Annotated in this window: 12 protein-coding genes and 1 tRNA gene; 8 read left to right on the forward strand and 5 right to left on the reverse strand. The window is 55.5% G+C overall.

Annotated elements, in window-relative coordinates; translation table 11 throughout:
• The first annotated feature begins 8 nt into the window (after positions 1–8).
• From mutS to MGLY_RS14360, 7 genes are all read left to right on the forward strand, one after another.
• Complete coding sequence (gene mutS / locus MGLY_RS14330) at positions 9–2,576, forward strand: DNA mismatch repair protein MutS (protein ID WP_170291238.1); 2,568 nt, start codon at positions 9–11, stop codon at positions 2,574–2,576.
• A gap of 4 nt (positions 2,577–2,580) precedes the next feature.
• Positions 2,581–4,401: a DNA mismatch repair endonuclease MutL gene (gene mutL, locus MGLY_RS14335; RefSeq protein ID WP_156274914.1), complete on the forward strand. Its 1,821-nt coding sequence runs from the start codon at positions 2,581–2,583 to the stop codon at positions 4,399–4,401.
• Between the two features lie 17 nt (positions 4,402–4,418).
• Positions 4,419–5,384 carry a tRNA (adenosine(37)-N6)-dimethylallyltransferase MiaA gene (gene miaA, locus MGLY_RS14340; RefSeq protein WP_156274916.1) on the forward strand — a complete coding sequence of 322 codons (966 nt, stop codon included), beginning with the start codon at positions 4,419–4,421 and terminating at the stop codon, positions 5,382–5,384.
• A 40-nt stretch (positions 5,385–5,424) separates the two neighbouring features.
• On the forward strand, positions 5,425–5,670 hold the full coding sequence (gene hfq / locus MGLY_RS14345; RefSeq protein WP_062285448.1) for an RNA chaperone Hfq: 246 nt from the start codon (positions 5,425–5,427) through the stop codon (positions 5,668–5,670).
• 121 nt (positions 5,671–5,791) lie between these two features.
• Complete coding sequence (locus MGLY_RS14350) at positions 5,792–6,178, forward strand: DUF1540 domain-containing protein (protein ID WP_156274918.1); 387 nt, start codon at positions 5,792–5,794, stop codon at positions 6,176–6,178.
• Positions 6,179–6,283: 105 nt separating this feature from the next.
• Positions 6,284–7,273: an AAA family ATPase gene (locus MGLY_RS14355; RefSeq protein WP_156276496.1), complete on the forward strand. Its 990-nt coding sequence runs from the start codon at positions 6,284–6,286 to the stop codon at positions 7,271–7,273.
• A gap of 22 nt (positions 7,274–7,295) precedes the next feature.
• Entirely contained in the window at positions 7,296–8,591 is a 1,296-nt protein-coding gene (locus MGLY_RS14360) for a methionine gamma-lyase family protein (protein ID WP_156274920.1), read from the forward strand.
• Here MGLY_RS14360 and lexA read toward each other — a convergent pair.
• The 3 genes from lexA to MGLY_RS18605 all read right to left on the reverse strand — a co-directional run bounded on the left by lexA (position 8,573) and on the right by MGLY_RS18605 (position 10,210).
• Positions 8,573–9,193 carry a transcriptional repressor LexA gene (gene lexA / locus MGLY_RS14365; RefSeq protein ID WP_153018406.1) on the reverse strand — a complete coding sequence of 207 codons (621 nt, stop codon included), beginning with the start codon at positions 9,191–9,193 and terminating at the stop codon, positions 8,573–8,575. The two genes, MGLY_RS14360 and lexA, sit on opposite strands and share 19 nt — an antisense overlap.
• Before the next feature lie 387 nt (positions 9,194–9,580).
• Positions 9,581–9,988, reverse strand: coding sequence for a (2Fe-2S)-binding protein (locus MGLY_RS14370; protein WP_156274922.1), 408 nt, complete (start codon positions 9,986–9,988; stop codon positions 9,581–9,583).
• Between the two features lie 87 nt (positions 9,989–10,075).
• Positions 10,076–10,210 carry a hypothetical protein gene (locus MGLY_RS18605; RefSeq protein ID WP_277997863.1) on the reverse strand — a complete coding sequence of 45 codons (135 nt, stop codon included), beginning with the start codon at positions 10,208–10,210 and terminating at the stop codon, positions 10,076–10,078.
• A gap of 210 nt (positions 10,211–10,420) precedes the next feature.
• Between MGLY_RS18605 and MGLY_RS14375 the strand changes: the two genes are divergently transcribed.
• Positions 10,421–10,573, forward strand: coding sequence for a hypothetical protein (locus MGLY_RS14375; protein WP_156274924.1), 153 nt, complete (start codon positions 10,421–10,423; stop codon positions 10,571–10,573).
• A gap of 83 nt (positions 10,574–10,656) precedes the next feature.
• Here MGLY_RS14375 and MGLY_RS14380 read toward each other — a convergent pair.
• Positions 10,657–10,732, reverse strand: a tRNA-Glu gene (locus MGLY_RS14380).
• 14 nt (positions 10,733–10,746) lie between these two features.
• Positions 10,747–11,646 (reverse strand): deoxyribonuclease IV, encoded by a 900-nt coding sequence (locus MGLY_RS14385; protein WP_246187346.1) that lies wholly within the window; start codon positions 11,644–11,646, stop codon positions 10,747–10,749.
• Positions 11,647–11,731: the final 85 nt, after the last annotated feature.

Raw genomic sequence — 11,731 nt, forward strand, 5'->3', positions numbered from 1 at the left:
TGACACCCATGATGGAACAATACCGCCAGATCAAATCCCAGTATCCCGACAGCATCCTTTTTTTCCGCCTGGGCGATTTCTATGAGATGTTTTACGAGGATGCCGAAGTGGTATCCCGGGAACTGGACCTGGTGTTAACCTCCCGGGGCGGCAAGGAAGCGGCTCCCATGTGCGGGGTTCCTTACCACGCTGCCGATAGCTATTTAGCCCGCCTGATAGCTAAAGGCTATAAAGTAGCCATCTGTGAACAAATGGAAGATCCCCGCCAGGCCAAAGGCCTGGTCCGGCGCGAGGTTACCCGGGTGGTTACGCCAGGGACTATAATTGACGAAAAAGCCCTGCCGGCCAGGGGCAACAATTACCTGGCGGCCATCGTGGGTGAGGGCGGTAATTTAGGCCTGGCCTGGGCCGATGCCTCCACCGGTGAATTTCAATTTACCCTTTGCCCGGGCCTGGAAGAATTGCTTGACGAACTGGTACGCCTGATGCCTGCGGAGTATTTACTGCCACCTGAACTGGCCACCGATGCTTCTTTTTGCCGGCGCCTGCAGCTCTATACCCGGGGCGTAATTACCAGCTGGGCCCCGGCAGCTGACCCCGCAGATGCCCGGCAGGCGCTCTCCGACCACTTTGGTAAGGATAAAGTGGACCAGGTGGAATTACCGCCGGCAGCCGGCCTGGCCGCAGCCATGGTCCTATCCTTCCTGCAGGCTACCCAGCATAGCTCCCTGGCCCACCTGGATGCCCCGGCACCGGCAGCTTCCACCAGCCGTATGGTCCTCGACCAGGCCACCCGGCGCAACCTGGAGCTGGTAGCCTGCGGTCGGGAGCAAAAGCGAGAGGGTTCTTTACTCTGGGTCCTGGATAAAACGGTCACCGCCATGGGAGCCCGCACCCTCAGGCGCTGGCTGGACCAGCCCCTGGTGGATGTCAAGGCCATTAAGGCTCGCCAGGAGGCCGTGGCGGAACTGGTGGACGGTTTTATCCTGCGCCAGGAGTTACGGGAAGCCTTACAGGCCGTACGGGACCTGGAGCGCCTGGCTGGCCGGGTGGCTTATGGTACGGCCGGCGGGCGGGACCTCCAATCCTTAAGGGGGTCCCTGGCGGTGGTGCCGGAAGTTATGGAGTTACTGGTAGGTGTCCGGGCCAGGTTTTTACTTAAAATTAGGGAACAGATGGATCCCCTGGCGGATCTGGTGGACCTCCTGGGCCGGGCCATCGTCGATGACCCGCCGGTTGGTATCCATGAGGGAGGGATTATCCGGCCCGGTTATAACGCCGAGGTTGATCATTTGCGCCAGGCGGCAGAGCATGGCCGGGAATGGATAGCCAGCCTGGAAGCTGAAGAAAGGGAACGGACGGGGATCAAGTCGCTAAAGGTAGGCTATAACCGGGTTTTTGGTTATTACATAGAGGTTACCCGGCCGAATCTACCCCAGGTACCGGCCGATTATGAGCGCAAACAGACCCTGGCCAACGCTGAGCGCTTTGTTACCAGCCGCCTCCAGGAACTGGAACGCCAGGTGCTGGGAGCCGAAGAGAGACTGGTCCAGCTGGAGTATGAGCTTTTTCAAGCCCTCCGGGAAGAAGTGCTGAAAGTGCTGCCCCGCATCCAGCGCACGGCCCGGGCCCTGGGGGTCCTGGATGCCCTCCTTTCCCTGGCTACTGTGGCCGTGGATCATAACTATACCTGCCCCCAGGTAGATACCGGCATGGTTATCCAGATCGAGCAGGGGCGGCACCCGGTCGTGGAACTGGTGGGGGCCCACGGTAGCTTCGTACCCAACGACACTTACCTGGACCAGGAACAGCGGGTGCATATTATTACCGGCCCCAACATGGCCGGCAAATCCACCTATATCCGCCAGGTGGCTTTAATCGTCCTTATGGCCCAGATCGGCAGCTTTGTGCCGGCCTGCAGGGCAAGGATTGGGGTGGTAGACAGGATCTTTACCCGGGTGGGCGCCGCCGATGACCTCTTTGCCGGCCAGAGCACCTTTATGGTCGAGATGCAGGAAGTGGCCAACATATTGCGCCATGCTACCCGGCGGAGCCTCGTCATCCTGGATGAAGTAGGGCGGGGGACAAGTACTACCGACGGTTTAAGTATTGCCAGGGCGGTCACGGAGTATTTACATGATGTCACCGGCGCCCGCACCCTCTTTGCCACCCACTATCACGAACTGGTAACCCTGGCAGGGCAGCTGGCCGGGGTAAAAAATTACTGCGTAGCCGTCCGGGAAGAGGGGGAAGAGATTACCTTCCTGCGCACCATTGTTCCCGGCAGTACCGATAAAAGCTATGGTATCCATGTGGCCCGCCTGGCCGGTTTACCCCCTGCGGTGCTCAAGCGTGCCCAGGAGCTTTTAGAACAGCAACCCGGTGGTGAAGTCCGGGCTGCCGTGAAAACGGTAAAGAGCATAACACTGACCAGCATTGAAAAACAGGTTTTACATGAGCTGGCGAGTTTCGCCCTGATGGCCGCCACGCCCCTGGAAGCCATGGAACAGATTTTCCGCTGGCAGCGGCAGCTCCACCAGCAGGGGACGGAAATAGCAAAAATAAGCAGGGGATGATCCTTTGACAGGTGAACTTTATCCCAGGATAGCCATCCTGGATGCCGACACAGCCAACCAGATCGCCGCCGGGGAAGTAGTCGAAAGGCCGGCCTCGGTGGTCAAAGAGCTGGTGGAAAATTCTTTAGATGCCGCTGCCCGGCATATTACCATTGAAGTTAAAGGGGGCGGCCTCACCTTAATCCGTGTCCGGGATGACGGCTGGGGGATTAACCGGGAGGATGCTGCCCTGGCCTTTGCCCGCCATGCTACCAGTAAGATTCGCCGGGCCACCGACCTGACGGGGATTACCACCCTGGGCTTCCGGGGTGAAGCTTTACCCAGTATTGCCGCCGTGGCCCGGGTAGAAATGGATACCAGGCCCCCGGGAGAGACTGCCGGTACCAGGGTAAGGATTGCCGGCGGCGGGGAGCCGGAGGTTACTGCAACCGGCTGCCCCCCCGGTACCACGGTGACGGTGACCGATTTATTTTTTAATACTCCGGCGCGGCGGCAGTACTTAAAGAAACCGGCTAACGAGGCCCGCGCCATTGTTGCTGCTGTAGAAAAGCTGGCCCTGGCCCACCCGGAAGTAGCCTTTAGTCTCCACCTGGAGGGCAGGCGCTTGCTGTCTACCCCGGGTAATAGTGATTTACAGGCGGTGGTGGCGGCCCTTTACGGCCTGGAAACAGGCCGGGAATTACTGCCCCTGGCAGGAGAGGGTGCAGGCTGGACCATGAAGGGTTTCATCTCGCCGCCCTGGTTACACCGGGCCGGCCGCAGCCAGCAGGTGTTAACTGTTAACGGCCGCTATATTTTTAACCGCGTCCTAACCCGGGCCGTGGAGGAGTGTTACCAGGCCGTTATTCCCAGCGGCCGCCATCCCCTTTTTATCCTGCAACTGGCTATAGACCCCCGCCTGGTGGATGTCAATGTCCACCCGGCCAAACTGGAGGTACGCTTCCAGCAGGAATACGAGCTGGCCCGGCAGGTAGCCGCCCTGGTAAACAGGGCCCTGCATACTCCCCGGGCCGTCACGCCAGTAACCGCGGGCCGGCTGGAGGGAAGAAAGGCAACCGGGCCGGTCGCCCTCCAGCAAGATTTTAGTTTCCAGAGAAAGGAAGAAGAAGCCCGGTTTTGGGGAGAATATATATTAAGGGAAAGGCCCCTGGCAGAGGAAAAAAGGGTAGATAAGGTTGAAGAAGTACAGGAGGTAAAACCTGATAAGGAAATTGATGCCCGGAGCGACTTAAAAACGGAACCAGTGGCAGCCGGCGGCCAGGTCCTGCCAACCTTAAGGGCCATAGGCCAGCTACTTAATACCTACATCCTGGCTGAAGGCAAGGATGGCCTTTATATCATTGACCAGCACGCGGCCCATGAACGCTGTCGCTTTGAAAGCCTGCAAAAACGGGTTAACTCCGGCAGGTGGCCGGCGCAGATGCTGGAGCCCCCCCTGACCTTACACCTGGCCCCGGCCATGACGGTGAAACTCATTGACCAGATTGTGACCTTGCGGGAGCTAGGGTTTATAGTTGAAACCTTTGGCGCCAATTCCTTTTTGCTGCGGTCGGTGCCCTTAGGTGTACCGCCGGGCAAAGAAAGGGAAGTCCTGGAGGACTTCCTGGCCGGCGATCATCTACTGGCAGGGGAAAGGCTCCTGAAGCTCATCGCCTGTCATGGGGCTATTAAAGCCGGGGACCCCCTCAGTGGGGCAGAGATGCAAAAGCTTTTGGAAGAACTGCAGGGCCTTAGCCAGCCTTATACCTGCCCCCATGGCCGGCCGGCAGTGGTCCGCCTGGACCAGGCCACCATCGCCCGTTATTTTCACCGGCCTTTAGCGTAAATGGAGGATGTAAAAACTTGACTGCCAAGGAACCTCTGGCGGCCATCGTCGGGCCCACGGCTACCGGTAAATCGGCCATAGCCCTGCAGGTAGCTGCCAGGCTGAAGGCGGAAATAATCTCCGTCGATTCCGCCCAGGTTTACCGGGGTATGGATATTGGCACAGCCAAATTAACGCCGGCAGAACGGGTGGGCCCTGACGGAGTACCCGTACCCCATCATTTAATTGACATTGTTAATCCGGACGAGCCCTTTAGTGTAGCTAATTTTCAAAGGCTGGCCCGGGAAACGGTAACGTCCATTCTCCAACGAGGGCGACTGCCCCTGCTGGTAGGGGGAACGGGCCTTTATTACCAGGCGGTAGTCGATCCCTACCTTTTTACTCCCATGCCCGGGGACAAAAAAATCCGGCAACATCTGGAGGAACAGGCGCGGCGCCGCGGTAATGAATACCTTTATGAACAGTTAAAAAGAGTTGACCCGGAAGCGGCGCGGCGGATTCACCTCCATGACCGGCGCCGGCTGGTTAGAGCTTTGGAAGTTTATATCATGACAGGCAAGCCCATTTCGGCGGCCTTAGAATGGCGGCGACGGCAAGAAACGCCTTACCACCTGGCGGCAGTTGCCCTGACTATGCCCAGGCCGCAACTTTACCGCCGGATAGAAAACCGGATCGATGCCATGATAGCCAGGGGGCTGGTAGAGGAAGTCCGAGGCTTACTGGCCAGATATGATTACCGCCTGCCAGCCCTCCAGGCCGTGGGCTATAAGGAAATTGGCGCTTACGTCCGCGGTGAGATGAAACTGGAGGAAGCTGTAGCCCTCTTGAAACGTAATACCAGGCGCCTGGCCAAAAGGCAGCTGACATGGTTTAAGCGGGATACACGCCTGCGCTGGTGGGAAGTTGACCCCGGGAGGATAGAGGAAATATCTGCAGAGATTGCTAATTATATTGCAGGACACCTTGATATTAATGTAGAATAGGGTTATACTAAACAAAAAATACCAACCTGGAGGGTACAAAATGAATAAAACACAAGGGAACCTGCAGGACTTGTTTTTAAATGTGTTGCGCAGGGACAATACCCCCGTCACTATTTACCTGGTTAACGGTTTTCAACTGAAAGGGGTAGTACGGGGCTTTGACAATTTTACCGTGGTCCTGGATGCCGATGGCAAGCAACAAATGATCTACAAGCATGCCATTTCTACCATCATGCCCTTCCGGCCGGTTAATCTCATGGCCGAGAGCAAGGCGGAAGCCAAATAATACTTACCACCCCCGGAACTCCCCGGCCTGGACCGGGGAGTTTTTTCTATGGGTTAGGAGCCAGGGGACGGGTATAATCTGCGGTTCCAGGTTAAAAAATAGGACCAGGGAGGAATCTTATATGCCCGGACCCAAAGTAAAGTGCAAAGTAAATACCTGTAACCACTGGATGAACGGCGACCTCTGTACGGCAGGCAATATTGATATTATGCATGAAGAAGAGGGCAAGATGGCCCAGAATCCCGAACAGACCCAGTGCAAGACCTTTTATGCCCGCCGGGGGCTGGCCAACCTGCTGGGCTCCCTGGATAATGTCAACTGGGGCGGCCTCTTGAGCAATACCTTCCTGCCCGGGGGAGAACTTTATCCCTCTGTTACCTGTATCGTCAATACCTGTACTTACTGGGCGGAAGGAAACCACTGTAAGGCCGAAAAGATTGATGTGGTCGGCGTTAATGCCGACGAAAGCCAGGATACCAACTGTTTTACCTTTAAGCGCAAAAGTTAAGCAGGAAAGAAATAGCAGGGCCGGTTCCTACCGGCCTTTTTTCTTACCCGGCCCGGTGGCGCGTATAAATAAAATAAAGAGAGCAGGGGAGGGCGGGTGAGAAAATTGCAGGTTAAATTTGGCACCAGTAACACTAAAGGAAGTAGCAGGGCCCTGATTCGCCCCCTCCAGCGTGACCGGGGCAGCGGGGATAATGAATTAAACAGCCGGCGGCGGGTGGATGCTGTTATGGCCGAGCTGGAAAAAATGATCGGCCTGGACAATGTCAAGGGTTTAATCAAGGAATTAAGGGCCTTTGTCGAGATTCAACGCCGGCGCCAGCGGGAAGGGCTGGTGAGCAGCGCCAATACCCTGCACATGATTTTTAAAGGCAACCCGGGTACGGGGAAAAGTACCGTCGCCAGGCTGATGGGGCGGTTATTCAAAGAACTCGGCGTCTTGTCCCAGGGGCACCTGATTGAGGTAGAACGGGCCGACCTGGTGGGGGAGTACATCGGCCACACGGCCCACAAAGCCCGGGAACAGCTAAAAAAGGCCATTGGGGGTATACTCTTTATTGATGAGGCCTATTCCCTGGCCCGGGGCGGGGAGAAGGATTTTGGCCGCGAAGCCATTGACGTCCTGGTCAAGGGTATGGAGGATTACCGCGAGAACCTGATTCTCATCCTGGCCGGTTATAAAGACGAAATGGACTATTTCCTGGAGACAAACCCGGGCCTGCGTTCCCGTTTTCCTATCCAGCTGGAATTTCCCGATTATACCGTGCCGGAATTGCTGGCCATTGCCCAGGTGATGCTGGCTGAAAAACAATATATCCTTACGCCAGCGGCTGCCGGGGAGCTAGAAAAGATTTTACGCCGGGAAGTCCTTTTGGGCCACCGCTATAACGGTAATGCCCGCATGGTGCGCAATATTATCGAAAGGGCCATGCGCCGCCAGGCCTTGCGGCTGGTAAATAAGAAAAACCTTACCCGGCAGGAATTGATGAGTATTGAAAGGGAAGACCTGTTGCGACCGGCCCTGCCGGCCGGGGTAAAGGAAGGGGAAAGCAATCTTCCCGGGGGACCGCCGATCTGCTATAATAACTCCCGGTAGTTTGAGGTGCGGGGGTTAAGAATTGGATTGGCACAAAGATATAACCAGGTTTTTTCCCATTGCCCCCTGGCTGGTAGCGAAGCTAGAGGCAGCCGAAAATGACAGCCGGGAAGCAATCGCGGCCGTAAATGCCGTCAGCGCCTATAATCACTTAAAGGTACTCCAGGCCTTTCAAAGGCAGGGGATAAACGAGTACCATTTCCAGGATTCCACGGGCTATGGCTATGGTGACCTGGGGCGTTCCACCCTGGAGCGGCTTTTTGCCAGCCTTTTTGGCGGCAATGCTGCCCTGGTTCGCCCGCAGATTGTTTCCGGTACCCACGCCCTGACCCTGGCTTTAAGTGCCCTTTTGCGGCCAGGCGACACCCTGCTGTCCGCCTGCGGCCGCCCCTACGACACCCTGGCTACGGTCATCGGCCTGGGCCCGCGGGTAGCGGGAAGCTTAAGGGAATGGGGGATAAAATACGCCGAAGTAGCCTTAGATACCCAAGGCCGTCCGGACCTGGCAAAGCTGGCCGAGGCTGTAGATGATATACGGCCCCGTTTGTGCCTTATCCAGCGTTCCCGGGGCTATAGCTTACGGCCTTCCCTGGGTATCCAGGAACTGGACCGGATAATCAGCACCATTAAAGAGGTCAACCGGGAAACCGTCTGCCTGGTCGATAACTGTTACGGGGAGCTGGTAGAGGAGCAGGAACCGGGTGAGATAGGGGCCGATCTGGTGGTGGGTTCTTTAATTAAAAACCCCGGCGGCGGTCTGGCACCGGGCGGTGGCTATATAGTGGGACGGGAGGACCTGGTAGAGGAGGTGGCGGCGCGCCTGACCGCACCCGGCCTGGGGGGCGAGCTGGGGGCCTTTACTGAGAAACGCCTTTATTACCAGGGCTTATACCTGGCTCCCCTGGTAGTCAGGGAGGCCCTTACGGGAGCCATCGTTGCGGCTGCCTTTTTCCAGGACCTGGGCTTTGACGTTGACCCTTTGCCCGGGGAACGAAGGCGGGATATCGTCCAATGTATTATCCTGAGACAGCGGGAAGCACTGCTGGCCTTTTGCCAGGGGCTGCAAAAGGGTTGCCCGGTAGAGGCGACTACGGTACCGGAACCAGCCCTGCTGCCCGGTTATGAAGACCAGGTCATCATGGCCGGGGGGACCTTTATCCAGGGCTCTTCCATTGAGCTCAGCGCCGATGGCCCCTTACGGCCGCCCTATGCCGTTTTCCTCCAGGGGGGACAGGCCTATCCCTATACCAGGGTCGCCCTCCTGATGGCGGTCCAGGAAATGGTAAACCGGGGTTTGCTTCAGGAGAAACGGCGGTAAAGGCCGGTGACCTTACCCAGGATGGTTACTTCCCGGGTTTTAATGGGTTGCAGGCGGCTGTTGGCCGGGACCAGTTCTATATGGTCTTCATAGCGGTGGAAATATTTAACGGTAGCTTCGTCACCGAGGAGAGCAACGACAATATCACCGTTTTCGGCCCTGTCCTGGGGCCGGACAATGAGGTAATCGCCATCCAGGATACCGGCTTCAATCATGCTGTCGCCCTGGACCTGGAGCATAAAGGCGTCTTCACTCCCGGCCAGTTCGGAGGGGAGAGGGAAGACTTCTTCGATATTTTCCACGGCCAGGATGGGCTGACCCGCGGTAATTTTGCCCAGCAGAGGGACGGAAACCATGTTTCTAGTGGTATGGGAAGGGCCCGGGTAGGTGGTAAGGATTTCGATGGCCCGGGAGCGGGTGGGATCGCGGCGGATGTAACCCTTTTTCTCCAGCCGGTTTAAATGGCCGTGAACGGTAGAACTTGAACGCAGGCCAGTAGCCTGGCAGATGTCCCGGACCGTAGGTGGGTAACCGTGCACATCGATAAAATGGCGGATATAGTTAAGGACCATTTCTTGCCTGGGCGTTAAATCGGACGTCAACCTCAATCCCTCCCGGTTCATTCTATAACTTAATCCTAACATATTTTTACCCTGTAAACAACTGTTCGTTACAAGAACAGATAATCCAGGCACGGGTCCTGCAATACCAGAAATTAAAATCCTGCTCACAAAGCCGGCAGAGGCAGTACCCGGTATTTTGCAGCTCAAAGATTAGCAGGTAAATGAAAGAGATTACTTAGCTGTAGAAACTACAACTTCCTATAATAATTATTATGTTAAGTAATAGAGAGGACAATATAAGTCAGGGCAAAATCCCCGGCGATATTTTTTCTGTGGGAATAAAAATAAACCGGTGCCTGCACCGGATTATTTGTTAGCACGCATAGCTAATCCCTGGGCAATCACCGATTGCACCGCCGGGCTACATCAGGTTCCGGCCGGGTTTTTGGTAAGGCAGTCATGACCGGCATTAGCACCCGTATGTTCCCGGATGTCCTTTAAATTGTGGCAGCATTGCCTGGTTACTATGTGGTCCAATATCTCACTATCCGTAACGTTATTACAGTAGCAGATTATCCGGGGCGATTCTTCTTTAAACCAGACCGGCACGCGGACATTTTCCTTGGTAAATACGGTACCATTATCGCTATAGTAGACAACGTTACATGATGGTGACAGGCATAAATTGTACCGGATATCGCTAAAAGAAGCCGCTACTGCCGTATTAAGTAAACTAGCTACCGTTATCCCCGGTACTTTTTGCCCCTTTGTACCACAAACCGGGCAAGCCGTGGTAGCTTCCCTGCCTTTACCACCGCAGACTTCATGCGTCATTATGAGTACTCCCTTTCTTATTTAAGTATTAAAAGAGCTGGCCCGTTAAACCCGGGTAAGGTTTTAGGACCAGCTATACTACTCTTATTATTTATTTTCCGGGCCCCGTTCAGGGTCAATAATAACCTGGTTGCCGCGGATATGATGAAGCTCCCTGGCCCTTACCTTTGAACGACGGTACTGATTGGGGCCGTTACGGCTGAGTTTAAAACGCCTGGGCATCTCTTCCCCCCCTTGCAAAAAGTTTTATCGGTTTTTGGTCATGCTAATTATTGAGTAAAAGTTGAGCCTCGGAGCTCTAAATAATTCATATCGCTAGTTTATGTACCTTACCTTACCTCTACGCAGGCAATTCCCGGTATTATGTTAATAAAATAGAGAATAGACGCCGCCCTCTGGTATGATAATAAGTTTTAAAGGGGGGATGTGCAGGTGTTTCGAGGCCGTTATACCATGGGCATGCGCCCGCAGCGGCGCGGCTGGCCCTGGTGGCTCACCGTACTGGCTTACCCCATGGGCTTGCTGGATGGTTACTTGTTAAGTATATGGTTGCGACGCCGCCAGCAACAAGAACCAGCCGGTTAGCCGGGGGCTAAGCCCCCTCCTTTATAATCTATTGAAATTAAAAGAACCAGGTTTCCTTACAGGAACCTGGTTCTGCAATTATCTGGTAGCCCTACGGGGATTCGAACCCCGGTTACCGCCGTGAGAGGGCGGCGTCCTAGGCCACTAGACGATAGGGCCTCAACCGGGGATTATTATAGCACAGGTTCCCGGGAGCCGTCAAGACGTAGTTTCTGCACCAGGGCAATTTCAGCCCCGTATTCTTCATAGGTGCTTACCGGTGTTTCTAAAAGCAAGGTCAACTCACCAAGAAAAGGATCGTTGACAATAGCAGCTATCCCCTCCTCCCCCAGTTCTCCCCTGCCGATACCGGCATGGCGGTCCCGGTGACTGCCCAGGGGCGCCAGGGAATCATTTAAATGCATGACCTTAACCCGCTCCAGGCCAATCTTTGCTTCTAACTCTTTGACCAGTTGCCAGCAGCCGGATGGGGTCCGCAGGTCCCAGCCGGCGGCGAATAGATGGGCCGAGTCCAGGCAAACACCCACCCTTTCCGGCCACTCCAGACCTGCCAGGATGTAACGCAAATCATCAAGGGAACCTACTTCTTTTCCCTGCCCGGCCATGGTTTCCAGTAAAAGCATTGGGCCTGGTTCAGGGATACTTAAATAGGACTCTTTAATCACCTGGATAATTCTCTCTAAACCGGCCTCGTGGTCGCCTTCGTGGTGGCCGGGGTGAGTGATCAGGTATTCGCCCCCAATAGCAGCTACCCTCAAGGTGTCATCATGGAGGACCATACGGGCAAATTCCTGCTGCCTGCCTGGTACAGCTCCCAGGTTGACGGTATAGGGCAGGTGGCCGGCAATGGGATAGAGGCCGGCCCTTTGCCTGGCCTCCTGCCAGGCGGCTATTTCTGAAGGCGGGATTTCCCTGGCCGCGCCGCCGCGGGGGTTACGGGTGAAATACTGGAAGGTATTGGCCTTTATTTCTGTGGCCATAGTTACGGTTTTCGGTAATCCCTTCGCTATGGAAAGGTGGGCTCCCAGGCGCAGCATTTTCATGCCTTCACCGTTATAAGCACCAGGCTTCATGGGGGAATCCTCCGTAAAAACCGGCTTAATACCGGTATCTATTCAAAACTTGTTCTTTTGCGTCCGGGTTGTGGTATGTATTTTC

The organism is Moorella glycerini (assembly GCF_009735625.1).
Classification (GTDB): domain Bacteria; phylum Bacillota; class DSM-521; order Neomoorellales; family Neomoorellaceae; genus Neomoorella; species Neomoorella glycerini.

Coding starts and splice junctions, on each gene's coding strand:
- mutS (WP_170291238.1), top strand. CDS start 9: ATGATGGAACAATACCGCCAGATCAAATCCCAGTATCCCGACAGCATC.
- hfq (WP_062285448.1), top strand. CDS start 5,425: ATGAATAAAACACAAGGGAACCTGCAGGACTTGTTTTTAAATGTGTTG.
- MGLY_RS14350 (WP_156274918.1), top strand. CDS start 5,792: ATGCCCGGACCCAAAGTAAAGTGCAAAGTAAATACCTGTAACCACTGG.
- MGLY_RS14370 (WP_156274922.1), bottom strand. CDS start 9,988: ATGACGCATGAAGTCTGCGGTGGTAAAGGCAGGGAAGCTACCACGGCT.
- MGLY_RS18605 (WP_277997863.1), bottom strand. CDS start 10,210: ATGCCCAGGCGTTTTAAACTCAGCCGTAACGGCCCCAATCAGTACCGT.
- MGLY_RS14385 (WP_246187346.1), bottom strand. CDS start 11,646: ATGAAGCCTGGTGCTTATAACGGTGAAGGCATGAAAATGCTGCGCCTG.